This is a genomic window from Mycolicibacter longobardus, from assembly GCF_002102265.1.
GTDB lineage: Bacteria > Actinomycetota > Actinomycetes > Mycobacteriales > Mycobacteriaceae > Mycobacterium > Mycobacterium longobardum.
In genome coordinates this window covers 227,354-244,376 of the sequence record NZ_LQPG01000017.1, presented here as the reverse complement: position 1 = coordinate 244,376, position 17,023 = coordinate 227,354, and the positions used below count along the sequence as shown (strand labels likewise).

The 17,023-nt window shown below is 66.2% G+C and carries 19 protein-coding genes; 13 read left to right on the top strand and 6 right to left on the bottom strand.

The annotated features are described in order from the left end of the window. Positions 1-92: 92 nt before the first annotated feature. Genes AWC16_RS09690 through AWC16_RS09640 form a run of 11 tightly spaced genes read left to right on the top strand, consistent with a single transcriptional unit; the run spans position 93 to position 8,908 of the window. The gene (locus AWC16_RS09690) at positions 93-1,532 is read left to right on the top strand and encodes an aromatic ring-hydroxylating dioxygenase subunit alpha (protein WP_085264520.1); all 1,440 of its coding nucleotides are present in this window, start codon (positions 93-95) and stop codon (positions 1,530-1,532) included. Continuing rightward, complete coding sequence (locus AWC16_RS09685; RefSeq protein WP_085264519.1) at positions 1,529-2,125, top strand: 3-phenylpropionate/cinnamic acid dioxygenase subunit beta; 597 nt, start codon at positions 1,529-1,531, stop codon at positions 2,123-2,125. Before AWC16_RS09690 ends, AWC16_RS09685 begins: the two co-directional genes overlap by 4 nt. Beyond that, positions 2,122-2,382, top strand: a complete 261-nt coding sequence (locus tag AWC16_RS09680; RefSeq protein ID WP_085264518.1) for a dihydrodiol dehydrogenase — start codon at positions 2,122-2,124, stop codon at positions 2,380-2,382. Before AWC16_RS09685 ends, AWC16_RS09680 begins: the two co-directional genes overlap by 4 nt. Continuing rightward, the gene (gene hcaB / locus AWC16_RS09675; RefSeq protein ID WP_085264517.1) at positions 2,379-3,200 is read left to right on the top strand and encodes a 3-(cis-5,6-dihydroxycyclohexa-1,3-dien-1-yl)propanoate dehydrogenase; all 822 of its coding nucleotides are present in this window, start codon (positions 2,379-2,381) and stop codon (positions 3,198-3,200) included. The genes AWC16_RS09680 and hcaB overlap by 4 nt, the downstream gene beginning before the upstream one ends. Further along, positions 3,197-3,928 (top strand): 3,4-dihydroxyphthalate decarboxylase, encoded by a 732-nt coding sequence (phtC, locus tag AWC16_RS09670; protein WP_085264516.1) that lies wholly within the window; start codon positions 3,197-3,199, stop codon positions 3,926-3,928. Before hcaB ends, phtC begins: the two co-directional genes overlap by 4 nt. Continuing rightward, complete coding sequence (pcaH, locus tag AWC16_RS09665) at positions 3,925-4,671, top strand: protocatechuate 3,4-dioxygenase subunit beta (protein WP_085264515.1); 747 nt, start codon at positions 3,925-3,927, stop codon at positions 4,669-4,671. Before phtC ends, pcaH begins: the two co-directional genes overlap by 4 nt. Then, positions 4,668-5,219 carry a protocatechuate 3,4-dioxygenase subunit alpha gene (gene pcaG / locus AWC16_RS09660; RefSeq protein ID WP_085264514.1) on the top strand — a complete coding sequence of 184 codons (552 nt, stop codon included), beginning with the start codon at positions 4,668-4,670 and terminating at the stop codon, positions 5,217-5,219. The genes pcaH and pcaG overlap by 4 nt, the downstream gene beginning before the upstream one ends. After that, positions 5,216-6,418, top strand: coding sequence for a 3-carboxy-cis,cis-muconate cycloisomerase (gene pcaB, locus AWC16_RS09655; protein ID WP_085264513.1), 1,203 nt, complete (start codon positions 5,216-5,218; stop codon positions 6,416-6,418). The genes pcaG and pcaB overlap by 4 nt, the downstream gene beginning before the upstream one ends. Beyond that, the gene (pcaDC, locus tag AWC16_RS09650; RefSeq protein ID WP_085264512.1) at positions 6,415-7,572 is read left to right on the top strand and encodes a bifunctional 3-oxoadipate enol-lactonase/4-carboxymuconolactone decarboxylase PcaDC; all 1,158 of its coding nucleotides are present in this window, start codon (positions 6,415-6,417) and stop codon (positions 7,570-7,572) included. Before pcaB ends, pcaDC begins: the two co-directional genes overlap by 4 nt. Beyond that, entirely contained in the window at positions 7,569-8,237 is a 669-nt protein-coding gene (locus AWC16_RS09645) for a 3-oxoacid CoA-transferase subunit A (protein WP_085264511.1), read from the top strand. Before pcaDC ends, AWC16_RS09645 begins: the two co-directional genes overlap by 4 nt. Further along, the gene (locus tag AWC16_RS09640; RefSeq protein WP_085264510.1) at positions 8,234-8,908 is read left to right on the top strand and encodes a 3-oxoacid CoA-transferase subunit B; all 675 of its coding nucleotides are present in this window, start codon (positions 8,234-8,236) and stop codon (positions 8,906-8,908) included. The genes AWC16_RS09645 and AWC16_RS09640 overlap by 4 nt, the downstream gene beginning before the upstream one ends. Here the strand turns inward: AWC16_RS09640 and AWC16_RS09635 are convergent, their stop codons facing one another. From AWC16_RS09635 to AWC16_RS23870, 3 genes are read right to left on the bottom strand one after another with little or no spacing between them, the layout of a single operon-like run. After that, positions 8,909-9,925, bottom strand: coding sequence for a 3-isopropylmalate dehydrogenase (locus tag AWC16_RS09635; RefSeq protein WP_085264509.1), 1,017 nt, complete (start codon positions 9,923-9,925; stop codon positions 8,909-8,911). It abuts the gene before it with no gap. Continuing rightward, on the bottom strand, positions 9,922-11,508 hold the full coding sequence (serA, locus tag AWC16_RS09630) for a phosphoglycerate dehydrogenase (RefSeq protein WP_085264508.1): 1,587 nt from the start codon (positions 11,506-11,508) through the stop codon (positions 9,922-9,924). The genes AWC16_RS09635 and serA overlap by 4 nt, the downstream gene beginning before the upstream one ends. After that, positions 11,505-11,723, bottom strand: a complete 219-nt coding sequence (locus AWC16_RS23870; RefSeq protein WP_133055928.1) for a hypothetical protein — start codon at positions 11,721-11,723, stop codon at positions 11,505-11,507. Before AWC16_RS23870 ends, serA begins: the two co-directional genes overlap by 4 nt. 120 nt (positions 11,724-11,843) lie before the next feature. On the opposite strand from AWC16_RS23870, the gene AWC16_RS09625 reads away from it, so the two are divergent. After that, positions 11,844-12,314 carry a DUF4262 domain-containing protein gene (locus tag AWC16_RS09625; RefSeq protein ID WP_085264507.1) on the top strand — a complete coding sequence of 157 codons (471 nt, stop codon included), beginning with the start codon at positions 11,844-11,846 and terminating at the stop codon, positions 12,312-12,314. 293 nt (positions 12,315-12,607) lie between these two features. Further along, complete coding sequence (locus tag AWC16_RS09620) at positions 12,608-13,312, top strand: hypothetical protein (RefSeq protein WP_109561341.1); 705 nt, start codon at positions 12,608-12,610, stop codon at positions 13,310-13,312. A gap of 157 nt (positions 13,313-13,469) precedes the next feature. Here AWC16_RS09620 and ilvC read toward each other — a convergent pair whose 3' ends face one another. The 3 genes from ilvC to AWC16_RS09605 are packed head-to-tail and all read right to left on the bottom strand — an operon-like array spanning position 13,470 to position 16,892. Beyond that, positions 13,470-14,471, bottom strand: a complete 1,002-nt coding sequence (gene ilvC / locus AWC16_RS09615) for a ketol-acid reductoisomerase (RefSeq protein WP_207572290.1) — start codon at positions 14,469-14,471, stop codon at positions 13,470-13,472. A 37-nt stretch (positions 14,472-14,508) separates the two neighbouring features. After that, positions 14,509-15,021, bottom strand: a complete 513-nt coding sequence (ilvN, locus tag AWC16_RS09610; RefSeq protein ID WP_085264504.1) for an acetolactate synthase small subunit — start codon at positions 15,019-15,021, stop codon at positions 14,509-14,511. Further along, positions 15,021-16,892 carry an acetolactate synthase large subunit gene (locus AWC16_RS09605; protein ID WP_085264503.1) on the bottom strand — a complete coding sequence of 624 codons (1,872 nt, stop codon included), beginning with the start codon at positions 16,890-16,892 and terminating at the stop codon, positions 15,021-15,023. Before AWC16_RS09605 ends, ilvN begins: the two co-directional genes overlap by 1 nt. Between the last annotated feature and the right edge of the window lie 131 nt (positions 16,893-17,023).

Sequence of the window (17,023 nt, the reverse complement as noted above, 5' to 3'; positions counted from 1 at the left end):
ACCGTCTTCCTGGCAGAGTTTCTCCCTACCAGGACCCAGCCGTTTTCTCTGTAAAACAGATATCACGGGTCCCTGAGACTGGAGTCGCATCCATGAGTGATCACCGGCACGTCCTCGACGAGGTCCGGCGGGGAATGATCCCGGCGCACATCTACAACGACGCCGAGATCTTCGACCTCGAGCGCGAGCGGCTCTTCCGTCGCGCCTGGATGTTCGTAGCCCATGAGTCGGAGATCCCCCAAGACGGTGACTACGTGGTGCGGCGCCTACTCAACGACTCGTTCATCATCGCGCGCGACTCGAAGGGCGACGTGCGGGCAATGTTCAACATGTGCCTGCATCGCGGAATGCAGATATGCCGTGCGGAGATGGGCAACGCCTCCAATTTCCGGTGCCCGTACCACGGCTGGTCGTATCGCAACGACGGACGAATCCTCGGCCTGCCCTTCCACCAAGACGCCTACGGCGGCGAGGCAGGCTTTCAGAAGCGCGGTCAGACGCTGTTGCCGGCACCGAATCTCGCAAGCTACAACGGAATGATCTTCATCAGTCTCGATCCCCAAGCGCCTCCGCTCGAAGAGTTTCTCGGCGATTTCAGGTTCTACCTCGACTTCTACACCAGGCAGAGCCGCAGTGGCATGGAGGTGCGCGGTCCGCAACGGTGGCGCATCAAGGCGAACTGGAAGATCGGCGTCGAGAACTTCGCCGGCGACATGTATCACACACCGCATACGCACGCCTCCGTCGTCGACATCGGGTTGTTTCGTGAACCGAAGGCGCAGAAGCGCAAAGACGGCGCGACCTATTGGGCGACATGCGGAGGAGGCACGACCTACAAGCTGCCGCCGGGCGACTTCGAGGAACGGATGCGCTATGTCGGCTACCCCGACGACATGGTGCGGCAGATCAAGGAGGTGTGGTCCCCCGAGCACCGGCGAGTGGTCGGTGAGGACGGATTCATGATCTCGGCGGCATCGTGCTTTCCCAACATGAGCCTGGTGCACAACTGGCCGAGGATCCAAGACAGCGAAGATGTGTTGCCGTTCATATCGATTCGAACCTGGCAACCGATCAGCGAGAACGAAACCGAGGTGTACTCGTGGTTCGCCGTCGACGCAGCGGCGCCCGCCCAGTTCAAGAAGGACTCCTACAAGGCCTATCTGATGTGCTTCGGCTCCACGGGCATGTTCGAACAGGACGACGTGGAGAACTGGGTCTCGCTGACCAATACGGCTGGCGGATCTATGGCGCGCCAACTGCTGCTCAACGGCCGGATGGGCCTGCTCGCTGACGACACCCCGGTGGTCGATGCGTTGGCGCCAGAGCAGTTCCATGGACCGGGCACCGCCCAAGTCGGCTACAACGAGAACAATCAGCGGGCCATCCTTCGGATGTGGGCCGACCACCTGGAGATGCCTCCGGTGGCGACCACCCCAGCGGCGATGGGCACCCAGCTCAATGGCATCACCCCTCTGGTGCAGACCAATGGCACTGTTGAATGCGAGGCAGCCTACGAGGAGGTGCAGGCATGACATCCGGGCCCGAACAGGCCGGCGGCCCCGGGGCGTCGGCCATTCTGGGTGACCACGCGCCAAAGCATGTCCGTACTGGCAGATCCTTGCCGTTCAACGACACTCGGCACCTGCAGGCCCATCAGTTCTTGGTCGACGAGGCCTATCTGCTCGACGCACAGCACTACACCGAATGGCTCGACACCCTCACCGAAGATGTCCACTACTTCATGCCCGTTCGCGTGACCACCGCGTTGGGCGCCGGATTCGACACCTCTCCCGGCATGGCGCACTTCGATGAGAACAAATACTCGCTGAGCCGACGCGTCGCGCGCTTTCAGACCGAACACGCATGGACCGAGGATCCACCGTCGCGACTGCGCCATCACATCACCAACGTCCGCACCTTTGCCTGCGATGATGACGCGCACCTGATCGTCGAGTCGGCCGAGTTGCTGTTCCGCAGCCGTGGCGACGTGAACGAGGCCGCGCTGGTCTCCTGCGGCCGGGAAGACCTGCTGCGTCTGACCGATCAGGGGTGGAAGTTGGCCCGTCGCACGATCTATGTCGACGAGTCGGTGCTGCGCATGCAGAACCTGGCGGTCTTCCTGTGAGCGAACTCGACGACCTGATCGCCGCCTCGGTAGGTGAAACCATCACGATCGCAAATGAGTTCACCGAAGTGACGGTGCGCCGGGTGGACACCCGAAACGGTTCACGGCTGCTCGTCACATCACCGAAGTCGGGACAGTGGATCAGTCTCGACGCCCTGGAAGTCGAAGCATTGACCTGGCAGAACACCTACACGCTGGCTGCGATGGTGGGGAAAATGCATGAACCGCTTCTTTCCGACGAAAGTGATCTGCCGTGACGCGATGGCTCGATGGCAAACGGGCGCTGGTCGTCGGTGCCGGCTCGGGCATCGGTCGCGCCGTCGTCGACGCATATCTCGAAGAGGGAGCCCAGGTCGCGGTCTTGGAACGCGATCCGGAGAAATGCTCTGCTCTGGCGAGTCAACTACCCGGCCTGCCGGTCACGCACGGAGACGCGACGACGGCCGAGGCCAACGAACGCGCTGTCGAAGCTGCCGTAGCGGCGTTCGGCGGTCTGGACACGTTGGTCAATTGCGTCGGGATCTTCGACTTCTACAAGGGAATCACGGACATCTCCACCGATGAGCTGGCGCCGGCTTTCGACGAGATGTTCCGGACCAACGTGTTGAGCTATCTGCAGTCGGTGAAAGCCGCGGTGCCGGCCCTACGGGCCCAGGAGCGGTCCTCCATCGTTCTCACGGAATCTGCCTCGTCGTTCTACCCGGGCCGCGGTGGCGTCCTCTACGTCGCATCGAAGTTCGCGGTCCGCGGTCTGGTCACCACCCTCGCCTATGAACTCGCCCCGCACATCCGCGTCAACGGCGTCGCACCGGGTGGAACTCTGAACACCGATCTACGCGGTCTGCACAACCTGTCGCTCGACAACGTCCGCCTGGACGACACCCCCAACCGTGCTCGCGATCTTGCGGCACGCACCCCCCTCAATGTCGCGCTCACTCCGCAGGACCATGCCTGGAGCTACGTATTCCTGGCATCTGATCGGTCCCGTGGTATCACCGGCGGAAGCACACATCCCGACGGCGGCTTCGGTATGGGTGCAGCAAGGCCGTCTCCGCAATCGAGGGACAACACGTGAACAACGACGATCTGGCGAGATTGCGATCCGAGGTTGCACAGGCGTGCCGAGTCGCTGCGGCTCGTGGCCTGGTGGACGGAATCCTCGGACACATCAGCGCCAGGATCGACGAAGAACACCTACTCATCCGGTGCCGCAGCGACTCCGACAAAGGTGTCGCGTTCACCCGTTCCGACGACATTCGGCTCATCCGCTTCGACGGAAGCCCTGGTGCAGCGGGGGAATTGGACGGGTACCGGGTGCCCAACGAGTTGCCGATTCACGTCGAGACGCTGCGCGCACACCCCGAACACCAGGTGGTGGCCCACCTGCATCCGCCGGCCGTGGTGGCTGCCGACCTCGCCGGTATCACGATAGAACCGATCTACGGCGCCTTCGACATCCCGGGTGCATGGCTGGCGCGCGGCGGTGTTCCGGTGTACCAGCGGGCCGTGCTGATCCGCACGGCGGAACTCGGCAAGGAGATGGTCGCTGCCATGCGAGGCAGGCCGGTGGTGATCTGTCGCGGTCATGGCATCACCAGTGCCGCTGCGACGGTGTCCCAGGCTGTCCTGCAAGCGATCAGCCTCGACCAATTGGCGTCCATGTCACTGCGGGTCCGCTCCGCGGGCGGCACGTGCAAACCGATCGACGAATCAGATTGGGCCGACTTACCCGACCTTGGGCCATCATTCACCGCAGATGCCGCGTGGCGGCATGAAATCGCGCGGTTGGAGGCGGGGCTATGACCGGTCAGGCGGAGATCAGCGCAGAGATCGCGGCGATCCAGGCCGAGTACTGCCACGCCGGCATCGAGGAAAGCCAGCCGAGGCTGGACTACCCGCCGTACCGCAGCAGCGTGCTTCGCCACCCCACGAGTGCGCTGCACTTGGCCGACCCAGAGGCCATCGAGCTGTGCGCTCCGTGTTTCGGCGAGGACGACGTCGCTCCATTCGACGCCGACCTGACGGCCCAGCACGCAGGCTCGCCGATCGGCGAGCGCACAGTGGTGACCGGGCGCGTCGTCGACGGCGACGGCAGGCCCGTGCGCCGGCAACTCGTCGAGATCTGGCAGGCCAACGCCAGCGGGCGCTATATCCACCAGCGGGATCAGCATCCCGCGCCGCTGGACCCCAATTTCACCGGTGCCGGACGATGCCTCACCGATGACGACGGCTGCTACCGGTTCACCACAATCAAGCCGGGCCCGTACCCGTGGCGCAACCACCACAACGCGTGGCGGCCCGCGCATATCCATTTCTCGCTGTTCGGCAGCGATTTCACGCAACGGATGATCACTCAGATGTACTTCCCCGGCGACCCGCTGTTCGCGTTAGACCCGATCTATCAGTCGATCACCGACCAGAAGGCCCGCGACCGGCTTGTTGCGGTCTACGACCACGACGTCACCAGCCACGAGTGGGCCACCGGCTACCGGTGGGACGTGGTGCTCACCGGTCCGGCCGCAACGCCATTCGAGGAGCCACGATGAGCAGGCTCACCGCCACACCGGGACAGACCATCGGCCCCTTCTTCGGTTACGCCTTGCCGTTCGACCGCGGCAACGAGCTGGTGCCACCCGGCTCGCCCGACGCCATCCGGCTGCACGGCACCGTGGCCGACGGCGCCGGGCGGCCCGTTCCCGATGCGCTGCTGGAGATCTGGCAGGCCGATGGCAACGGCGCGGTACCAACCGCCGTCACGTCATTTCGCCGCGGCGGCGGGGTCTTCACCGGCTGGGGACGAACCGAGACCGATGCCGACGGCCATTACAGCTTCACCACGGTGAAACCTGGAGCGCCCCAACAGGCGACACCATTCGTGGCCGTCACGGTGTTTGCGCGCGGCCTGTTGAACCGGTTGTTCACCCGCGCCTATCTGCCCGGCGACCAGCTCTACGCCGACCGGCTGCTGCGCTCCGTGCCCGCCGACCGTCGCCAAACGCTCATCGCGGTGCCAGACGAGGACGGCTATCGCTTCGACATCAGGCTGCAGGGCGCCCAGGAGACGGTGTTCCTCCAGTACCGGGGGCAACCGTGACCGACCTGCTGTGGCCCGGGGATCACCGGGCGGGGCACACCTTCAGCGACGCGGCGTATCTGACCGCAATGGTGCGGGTCGAAAACGCTTGGCTGGGTGTGCTTGTCGACGCCGGCATCGCCCCGGCTTCGGCGCGCACCGACCTGACCGCCACGATCTCGGCCGCTGACGCCGACGCGGTGGCCGTAGCGGCCGAGGCCACCGGCAACCCGGTGCCCGGCGTGCTCGAACTGCTACGTGATCGCATCAGCGGGGAGCCGGCGCGCTGGCTGCACCGCGGCCTGACCAGCCAGGACGTCGTCGACACCGCACTGATGCTCTGCCTGCGCGACGCCCTGGACCGAGTTCGCGGCGAACTCGTCACGCAGGTGCGCACATTGGTGGCCCTGGCCGATACCTACCGCGACACCCCCATACTCGCCCGCACGTTGACCCAACCCGCATTGCCCACCACGGTCGGCATGAAGGTGGCGAACTGGCTTGCCGGGATTTTGGACAGCGCCGACGCCGTCGCCGCCCTGCCGGTCCTCCCGGTGCAGGCAGGCGGTGCCGCGGGAACCCTGGCCGCGGCCACGGAATTGACCGGCTCCCCCACTGATGCCATCGCCCTGTCCGGCCGACTGGCCGCGGCGCTGGGACTGGCCGACAGCCCACCGTGGCACACCACCCGGTCAGTCATAACCCGCGCCGGTGACACATTGGTGACATGTTGCGACGCCTGGGGCCACATCGCCACCGACATCGCGACGAGCAGCAGGCCCGAGATCGGCGAACTGGCCGAGGGCCGCGGCGGCGGCTCATCCACCATGCCGCACAAGAACAATCCGGTGCTGTCCATCCTGATCCGCCGCACCGCACTGGCGGCACCGTCGCTGGCGGCCACCCTGCACACCGCGTCGGCTGCCAGTGTCGATGAGCGCTCCGACGGCGGCTGGCACACCGAATGGGCCACACTGAGGACCTTGTCTCGCCACACCGTGACGGCCGCGGCCCAGACCACCGAACTGCTCGCCGGGCTGGTCATCGACACCGATCGCGCCGCGGCGAACCTGGCCGCCGCCGGTGACCTGCTCGGGGAGCAGCGCGCCATGACTGAGTTGGCCGAGCGCCGAGCGCTCCCTGACTACACCGGCGCGACAGGGCATCTCATCGATGCGGTGCGGCGGCGCGCACACCACCACCTCACGGAGGCAACATGAGCGTGCCGCGGCTTGTCGGCACCGACTTCGGTGGGCCGCAGGACGCCGACCTGCTGCTGCTCGGGCCATCCCTCGGCACATCGGCAACCGCCCTCTGGGGTCCGGCCGCCCAACAACTCGCCGAGCATCTGCGCGTCGTCGCGTGGGATCTTCCCGGCCACGGCCGCAGTCCGGCGGCGCCGTTCCGGATGCCGGACCTGGCCGCAGGCGTGCTGGCCCTGGTCGACGAGATCGTGCCGCGGCCGGCATTCCATTACGCCGGCGTCTCCATCGGTGGTGCGGTCGGCCTGCAGCTGCTGCTCGATGCCCCCGAGCGGTTGTCAAGCGCCACACTGCTTTGCACCGGCGCCGTCATCGGCCGGGCCGAGGATTGGGCCACACGTGCCGCCACGGTGCGCGCATCGGGAACCGGCACGCTCATCGAGGGTTCCCGGCAGCGCTGGTTCGCCCCCGGGTTCGCCGATCGACAACCGGAACCCGTCGCCGCGCTCGTGGATGCGCTGCGCCTGACCGACGACGAATCGTATGCGCAGGCCTGCGAAGCACTGGCCGATTTCGATGTCACCGAACGGCTCGCTGAGATCAACGCACCCGTATTGGCCATTGCAGGTTCCGAAGACATGGCCACTCCAACAGAATTGCTGGGGCGTATCGCTTCCGGTGTCGAACTCGGCCGCCTGGTGGTACTCGACGACGTCGCCCACCTTGCACCCATCGAGGCGCCCAACCAGACCGTCAACCTGATTCTCGACCATCTGAGGGTGCGGGATCCGGTCTATACCGCGGGAATGTCCGTGCGGCGTGACGTTCTCGGCGACGCGCACGTCGACCGTGCCGTCGCGCACACCACCGAGTTCACCGCCGACTTTCAGGATCTGATCACTCGCTACGCGTGGGGCAGCATCTGGACCAGAGACGGCCTCGACCGGCGCAGCCGCTCGATCGTCACCCTGACCGCCCTGGTGGCGCGGGGCCACCATGACGAGTTGGCGATGCACCTGCGCGCGGCGCGCCGCAACGGCCTCAGTAACGATGAGATCAAGGAGGTGCTGTTGCAGACCGCCATCTACTGCGGTGTACCCGATGCCAATGCCGCGTTCCGCATCGCCGCTCAGGTGCTCGCCGAGCACGACGGCTCGGAGGGCGTTGGGTGAGCCGCACCGTGATCTGCGACACCGCTGCCGAAGCGGTATCCGGAGTCGCTGACGGCGCAACGGTTTTGGTGGGCGGATTCGGCATGGCCGGCATGCCCGCCGTGCTGATCGACGCGTTGATCGCTCAGGGAGCTCGCGATCTCACCATCGTCAGCAACAACGCGGGTAATGCCGACACCGGACTGGCGGCGCTGCTGGCCGCCGGCCGAGTTCGCAAGGTGATCTGTTCGTTTCCCCGCCAGTCCGACTCCTACGTGTTCGACGGCCTGTATCGCGCGGGCAAGGTCGCGCTGGAACTGGTGCCGCAGGGCAACCTCGCCGAACGCATCCGCGCCGCCGGTGCGGGCATCGGGGCCTTCTTCTGCCCCACCGGCGTGGGCACGTTGCTCACTGAGGGCAAAGAGATTCGAACCATCAACGGCAGGGATTATGCACTGGAGTACCCGATTCACGGGGATGTCGCGCTGATCGGCGCCCATGTCGGGGATCGCGCGGGAAACCTGGTGTATCGCAAAACCGCCCGCAACTTCGGTCCGGTGATGGCCACCGCCGCCACGCTGACCGTCGCCGAGGTCTCCCGCGTCGTGGACACCGGCCAGCTGGATTCCGAAGCGATTGTCACGCCGGGAATCTACGTCGATCGGATTCTGGAGACGGGCTCGTGACGCCGGTCCCCGCCAATGTGATCGAGCACGTTGACCGCGGCCCGCTGACCCGCGACGAACTGGCCGCCATCGTCGCCCGTGACATCCCCGCGGGCTCCTACGTCAATCTCGGTATCGGGCAGCCCACCCTGGTGGCCGATCACCTGTCGCCTGAAGCCGGTGTGGTGCTGCACACGGAGAACGGGATGCTGGGCATGGGACCCGCGGCCCGTGGCGAGGACATCGATCCCGATCTCACGAATGCCGGCAAGATTCCGGTCACCGAGATGCCCGGGGCCTCCTACTTCCACCACGCCGACTCCTTCGCAATGATGCGCGGGGGGCATCTCGACGTGTGCGTGCTCGGAGCGCTACAGGTCAGCCGACACGGTGACCTGGCCAACTGGCACACCGGGGAACCGGACGCGATCCCGGCCGTCGGCGGAGCCATGGACTTGGCGATCGGAGCCAAGGACGTGTTTGTGATGATGGACCTGTTCACCAAAGACGGTGCCGCCAAACTGGTTTCGTCGTGCACCTACCCACTGACCGGTCTGCGTTGCGTCAGCAGGGTGTACACCGAGTACGCAATCATCGACATCGACACCGTCGCGGGAGCAGTCCGGCCACGGGAAACCTTCGGCACCACCGTGGCTGATCTCGCGGCGAGATTGCCCGTCGGTTTCGGCTAGTCAGATCAGGCTCAGAATCCGGTCGCCGGTCGCGGTCGTGGACAGCTTCTGATCGCCGCGGGTGGCCAGGTGCTGGGCGACGGCCTCGTCGACCTTGGCCGCTGCGGCATCCTCACCGACATGCGCCAGCAGCAACGCCACCGACATGATGGCGGCTGTCGGGTCCGCGATGCCCTGCCCGGCGATGTCGGGCGCACTGCCGTGCACCGGCTCGAACATCGACGGGTTGGTGCGAGTGGCGTCGATGTTGCCGCTGGCCGCCAATCCGATACCGCCGCACACCGCGGCGGCCAGGTCGGTGACGATGTCGCCGAACAGGTTGTCGGTGACGATCACATCGAAGCGGCCGGGGTCGGTGACCAGATAGATGGTCGCGGCGTCGGTGTGGCAGTAGGCGATTTCGACATCGGGGTATTCGGGCGCGATCTCCTGCACCGTGCGCCACCACAGATCCCCGGCGAAGTTGAGCACGTTGGTCTTGTGCAACAGGGTCAGGTGCTTGCGTCGGCGCTGCGCCCGACCGAACGCATCGTGCACCACGCGGCGCACCCCGAATGCGGTATTGACGCTGACCTCCGAAGCGATCTCGTGCGGAGTACCGCGGCGCAGGAAACCACCGGTGCCGGCGTAGGGCCCCTCGGTGCCTTCACGCACCACCACCAGGTCGACCTGCGGGTCGCCGGCCAGCGGGCTGCTCACCCCCGGATACAGCCGGGCGGGTCGCAGATTGACGTGGTGGTCGAGCGCGAAGCGCGCCTTGAGCAGCAGGCCGCGCTCGAGGACGCCGGACGGAACCGACGGGTCGCCGATCGCACCGAGCAGGATCACGTCATGGCCGCGGATCTCATCGAGGACTGAGTCCGGCAGCACCTCGCCGGTGGCGTGGTAGCGCCTGGCACCCAGGTCATAACTGGTCTTCTCGGTGCCGGGCAGCACGGCGTCGAGCACCTTGATGGCCTCGGCAGTGACCTCCTGGCCGATCCCGTCGCCGGGGATGACCGCGAGTTTGAGGCTCATGACAGGTCTACCTCCTCAAGTTTGTTGGCGCCGACGGCAGCGCTGATCGCCGAACACACCTCCGCGGGCACCTGGCGGTCGACCCGCAACAGGACCGTCGCCGCGGGGCCCTCGGCGTCTTCGGAAAGCTGCGCGGCGTGGATGTTGATGCCCGCCGAACCCAGCAGGGTGCCGATCTTGCCCAGCGCCCCGGGCTGATCAGAGTAGTTGATGATCAGGTTGACACCTTGGGCCCGCAGGTCAAAGTGCCGGCCGTTGATCTCGACGATCTTCTCCACCTGCTTTGTGCCGGACAGGGTGCCGGCCACCGTGACGGCCGACCCGTCGGCGGTCACCGCCCTGAGCTCAACGACGCTGCGGTGGTTGGGGCTCTCAGTGGCGGTGCCGATCTCGGCGGCCACCCCGCGTTCGGCGGCCAGCGCCGGCGCGTTGACGAAGGTGACCGGGTCTTCGATGACGGCCGAGAACAGTCCGCGCAACGCCGAAAGGCGCAGTACCCCAACGTCCTCGGACGCCAACTCGCCGCGCACCTGCACCGACAGCGACACCGGAAGCCCGTCGGAGAGCGCTCCGGCCAGCAGCCCGAGCTTGCGCACCAGATCCAGCCAGGGCGCCACTTCCTCGCTCACCGCACCACCACCGACGTTGACCGCATCGGGAACGAATTCCCCGGCCAGCGCCAGCTTTACGCTCTTGGCGACGTCGGTGCCGGCCCGGTCCTGGGCCTCGGCGGTCGACGCGCCCAGGTGCGGGGTCACCACCACCTGGGGCAGATCGAACAGCGGCGAGTCGGTGCACGGCTCGGTGGCAAACACGTCCAGGCCGGCTGCCCGGACATGACCGCTGGTGATCGCCTCGGCCAGCGCCGCCTCGTCGATCAGCCCGCCGCGGGCGGCGTTGACGATGATCACCCCCGGCTTGGTCTTGGCCAGCGCCTCCTTGCCGATCAGGCCCGCGGTCTCGGGGGTCTTCGGCAGGTGCACCGAGATGAAGTCGGCGCGGCCGAGCAGATCATCGAGGCTGAGCAGCTCGATGCCGAGCTGCGCGGCCCGGGCCGCCGACACGTACGGGTCGTAGGCCACGATGTGGGCTCCGAACGCGGCCAGGCGCTGTGCCACCAATTGGCCGATGCGTCCCAACCCGACCACGCCGACGGTGTGGTCGTAGATCTCGGTGCCGGAGAACGACGACCGCTTCCACTCCTTGCCGTGCAGTGAGGCGTCGGCAGCGGGGATCTCACGGGCGGCGGCGAGCATCAGTGCGATCGCGTGCTCGGCTGCGCTGTGGATGTTCGAGGTCGGGGCGTTGACCACCAGCACCCCGCGGGCGGTCGCGGCATCGACGTCGACGTTGTCCAGGCCGACACCGGCACGGGCCACGATCTTGAGCTTCGTGCCGGCGGCGAGCACCTCAGCGTCGACGGTGGTGGCCGAGCGCACCAGCAGCGCGTCCGCCTCCGGTACCGCGGCAAGCAGCTTCTCTCGGTCCGGACCGTCCACCCAGCGAACCTCGACCTGGTCACCCAGGGCGGCGACGGTGGATTGGGCGAGTTTGTCAGCGATCAAAACCACGGGCAGAGTCACTCGGACAGCGTAGTGGCCGGTCGCCAGCGCGGCGAAGCCGGGCGCAGCGGGCCGGCCACCGTCAGCGCGGCGCCGGTCGCCAGCGCGGCGAAGCCGGGCGCTGGGGGCACCTCCCGCTTGCGGGGGACGGGCCGGCCACCGTCAGCACAGCGCCGGTCGCCAGCGCGGCGAAGCCGGGCGCAGCCGACGATGCGCAGGCCACCCCGAGATTGCACTGAAGCCGACTGGGCCGATTTCACCTGCCTGGGCTCAATCTCGCGGCACGGAACCCATTTCTTGTCGGTACCCCGGCGCACCCTGGCGGCAAGTAGGACCGCAAGGAAGGGGAAGCACTCATGTGCTGGAAATGTGATCACCCGGGAAGCACCACCGAAGAATGGCTGGCCGCTGTCCGCGCAACGGTGGACGTACACGGTTGGGCGGTGCAGTACGTGGAGAGCGAGCGCGTGCCGTACGCCTACACCATCGGCCTGCACGAGCACGGGTTGCCGGAGCTGTTGGTCACGGGCCTGCCGCCGCACCCGACGGCCAGGTTGCTCAACGGTGTGGCCGCGTATCTGCTGGACGGCGGACGGCCGGTACCCGGCGAATGGGTCTCGGGGCCGGGCGGGCAGCTGGTGCTGGTGGTTGCGGTAGACCATCCGGACGCACATATGAACGTGGCGGTCGCCTTCTACGGCCGTGACGTGCGGGCGCTGCAACTGGTGTGGGCCGACGAGCGCGGGCACCGGCCCTGGTGCCCGGAATTCAGCAACGGCGGAGTCCGGCAGCCGGTACTCGGGGTGTTCCCCGACCTGGCGGCGTAACCGGGGGCCGTTGCCATCTACCTGGGCAGATATTCAGAACCTTACAGGGCCGGCTAGCGCTGCCACCCCCGAGTTCTGAATTCCAGCGTCAACCGAATTGTCGACGGACTCGGCTCAACGGCCGACGACCGTGGTCGTGGCGGCGGATACCGGCGCGCGGACCCCGGGCCACCGCACAGAAATTTGCCAGATAACTATGGACATAATTTCACTTTAGTGTAATCTCAGTTTACTTGTGTCGAGCGTTACAAACCCCCCGAGCAATGACACAGGTCACAACCTGAGGAGAATCCATGCACGCCACCCTTCGTCCATTGGCCCTCGCGGGCGTCGCGCTCATCGGCGCCGGCGCGATCGCCGCCACTCCCGTGGTAGTCACCCCGGCCAGCTCGCATATGCCGGCCATCGAGCTCACCGCCGACAGCGGCGGGGTGGGTGATCTGCTGAGCGGCATCGACTTCTCCGGCATATTTGCCGGCCTCGGTAATCTCCTGGCCAACATCGACTTCTCCGGGCTCTTCGACAACCTCCTGAGCAACATCGACCTGTCCGGAATCTTCGACAATCTTCTGACCGGCATCGACTTCTCCGGACTCTTCGGCAACCTCGGCGACCTCCTGGGCAACATCGACTTCTCCGGGCTCTTCGGCAGCCTCGGCGACTTCCTGACCAACTTCGACTTCGCCGCAGTATTTGGCAGCCTCACCGACTTCCTGACCAACATCGACCTGTCCGGAATCTTCAGCAGCTTCACCGACTTCCTGACCAACATCGACTTCTCCGCAATCTTCAGCAGCTTCACCGACTTCCTGACCAACATCGACCTGTCCGGAATCTTCAGCAGCTTCACCGACTTCCTGACCAACATCGACCTGTCCGGAATCTTCGACAGCTTCGGCGACCTGCTCGACAACCTCGACCTGTCGGGGCTGTTGGGTGGCCTGGACCTGTCCGGCTTGCTCGACGGATTGCTCGACGGCTGGCTCGGCGGCCTGTAAAGAACCGAACCGACTGACTGGGGGGCATTGGAAATCCCCCAGGTCGCGTCGAACCGGTGACAAGAAGCGAGTGGCCCCTTCCGTAGAAGGGGCCACTCGTTTTCTGACGGCCTCCGCGACCGCAGCCGCTACCGCGTCGCGATGAGCATCAAACTTCTCAGGCGGTTTCGGTGATGGGCCGGTCCACCCAGCTCATCAGGTCACGCAGCTTCTTGCCGGTGACCTCGATGGGGTGCTCGGCGTTCTGCTTCCGCAGCTCCTCGAGCTCTTTGTTGCCGCCCTCGACGTTGGCCACCAGGCGCTTGACGAAAGTGCCGTCCTGGATGTCGGAGAGGATGTCGCGCATCCGCTGTTTGGTGCCGGCGTCGATCACCCGCGGACCGGACAGGTAACCGCCGAACTCCGCGGTGTCGCTCACCGAGTAGTTCATCCGCGCGATCCCGCCCTCATACATCAGGTCGACGATCAGCTTGAGCTCGTGCAGCACCTCGAAGTAAGCCATCTCCGGGGCGTAGCCGGCCTCGACCATGACCTCAAAACCGGTCTTCACCAATTCTTCGGTGCCGCCGCACAACACGGCCTGCTCACCGAAGAGGTCGGTCTCGGTCTCCTCTTTGAAGGTGGTCTTGATGACCCCGGCACGGGTGCCGCCGATGCCCTTGGCGTAGGACAGCGCCAGCGCCTCTCCCTCGCCGGTCGGGTCCTGCGCGATCGCGATCAGCGAGGGCACGCCCTTGCCGTCGACGAACTGGCGGCGCACCAGGTGCCCCGGCCCCTTGGGCGCGACCATCCCGACGGTGATGTCGGCCGCCGGCTTGATCAGACCGAAGTGGATGTTCAGACCATGGCCGAAGAACAACGCGTTGCCCGCCACCAGGTTGGGCTCGATGTCGTTCTTGAAGATCTCGGCCTGGGCGGTGTCGGGCGCGAGCACCATGATCACGTCCGCCCACTTGGCGACCTCGGCGGGAGTGTCGACCTCGAGGCCCTGCTCGGCGACCTTCGCCCGCGACTTCGACCCCTCCTTGAGGCCCACCTTCACCTGCACACCCGAGTCGCGCAGGCTCAGCGAGTGCGCGTGTCCCTGGCTGCCGTAACCGATCACGCCGACCTTGCGGCCCTGGATGATCGACAGGTCGGCGTCATCGTCGTAGAACATCTCAACTGCCACTGTTTTTCCTTCTATGGGTTGGGGGTTACTTGGTCGTGCCGATGCCGCGCGGGCCGCGAGACAACGATACGAGACCCGATTGGACGATTTCGCGGATGCCGTAGGGCTCCAACACCCGCAGCAGCGCTTCGAACTTGGCCGGGGTGCCGGTGGCCTCGATGATCAACGACTCCGGCGATACGTCGATCACCCTGGCGCGGAACAGGTTCACCGCCTCGACGATCTGCCCGCGAGTACCTGCGTCGGCCCGGACCTTGATCAGCGCGATCTCGCGGGAGACGGAGTTGTCCTCCTCCTGTTCGACGATCTTGATGACGTTGATCAATTTGTTGAGCTGCTTGGTGATCTGCTCCAGCGGGGTGTCCTCCACCGAGACCACGATCGTCATCCGCGACCTGTTCTTGGTCTCGGTGGCACCGACAGCCAGCGACTCGATGTTGAAGCCACGCCGGGAGAACAGCGCCGCCACCCGTGCCAGCACACCCGGCTTGTCCTCGACCAGCACCGAGAGCGTATGGGTCTTCCACTCTGCGGTCATCACGCATGCCCTTCGTTGTCGGAGTCGTCGAACAGCGGACGTATTCCGCGCGCGGCCTGGATCTCGTCGTTGCTGGTGCCGGCGGCCACCATCGGCCACACCTGCGCATCCGCCCCGACGATGAAGTCGATCACCACCGGGCGGTCCGTGATCGCCCGGGCCTGATTGATCACGTCCTCGACGTCTTCCTCACGCTCGCAACGCAATCCGACACATCCCAGGGCCTCGGCCAGCATCACGAAGTCAGGGATGCGGTGCGAGTGGGTGGCCAGGTCGGTCTGAGAGTAGCGCTCCCCGTAGAACAGGGTCTGCCACTGGCGCACCATGCCGAGGTTGCCGTTGTTGATCAGCGCCACCTTGATCGGCATACCTTCGATGGCGCAGGTGGCCAGTTCCTGGTTGGTCATCTGGAAGCAGCCGTCGCCGTCGATCGCCCACACCTCGGCGTCCGGGCGGCCCATCTTGGCGCCCATCGCCGCCGGGATGGCGAACCCCATGGTGCCCAGTCCCCCGGAGTTCAGCCAGGTGCGCGGCTTTTCGTAGCGCACGAACTGCGCGGCCCACATCTGGTGCTGGCCGACGCCGGCGACGTAGAGCGCGTCGGGTCCGGCGATGCGGCCCAGCGTCTCGATCACGAACTCCGGAGACAGGCTGCCGTCGCTCTGCGGCCCGTAACTCAGCGGGTAGGTCGAGCGCACGTCGTCGAGGTAGCTCCACCAGTTGGTCAGGTCCAGCGGCAACTTCTCGTGACGAAGCACTTCCAACAGCTCGTTGATGACGGCCTTGACGTCGCCGACGATCGGCACGTCGGCGTGCCGGTTCTTGCCGATCTCGGCCGGGTCGATGTCGGCGTGAATCACCTTGGCGTCCGGGGCGAACGAGTCCAGCTGGCCGGTGACCCGGTCGTCGAAACGAGCGCCCAGGGTGATCAGCAGATCCGAGCGCTGCAGTCCGGCGACCGCCGACACCGTGCCGTGCATGCCGGGCATGCCCAAGTGTTGGCGGTGGCTGTCCGGGAAAGCGCCGCGGGCCATCAGGGTGGTGACCACCGGGATGCCGGTCAGCTCGGCCAGCTCCGCCAGCTCCTCGCACGCGTCACCGCGGATCACGCCGCCACCGACGTAGAGCACCGGCCGGCGCGCGGCAGCGATCAGCTTGGCGGCCTCACGGACCTGCCGGCTGTGCGGTTTGGTGGTGGGCTTGTATCCGGGCAGTTCCAGCCGGGGCGGCCAGGCAAATGTGCACTGCCCCTGCAGGACATCCTTGGGGATATCGACGAGAACTGCTCCAGGCCGTCCGCTTTCGGCGATGTGGAACGCCTCGGCGATCACCCGCGGGATGTCGTCGCCGTTGCGGACCAGGAAGTTGTGCTTGGTGATCGGCATCGTGATGCCGGAGATGTCGGCCTCCTGGAAGGCGTCGGTGCCGATCAGTTGACGGCCGACCTGTCCGGTGATCGCGACCACGGGGATGGAGTCCATCTGCGCGTCGGCCAGCGGGGTGACCAGGTTGGTGGCACCCGGACCGGAGGTGGCCATGCACACCCCGACCCGTCCGGTGGCGTGCGCGTAGCCGCTGGCAGCGTGCCCGGCACCCTGCTCATGGCGAACCAGCACGTGACGCAGCTTCTTCGAGTCGAACAGCGGATCGTAGACCGGCAACACCGCCCCGCCGGGGATACCGAAGATCACGTCGACGTCGAGTTCCTCCAGCGATCGGATCACCGACTGCGCGCCGGTCATCTGCTCCGGCGGGATGCGCTTGGCGGATTTGGCATTTGAGGCCGCGTCCGAGGCCTTGTCGGTGGCATTAGCCCCGTTGGCCGACTGCGGGGCGGACCGCTCCGGCGGTCGCGTGGTGGGTGCGCTCACGGTTTCCTCTTCAATTCCTCTGGGGCTCTGGACTGGTGGCAACAAAAAACCCCCGCCAGCTCAGCTGCTGCACGAGGGTTGCGCGTCGGTTGTTGGAAGCTCAGGCAACAACCAACGCGCAGGGGGCTACT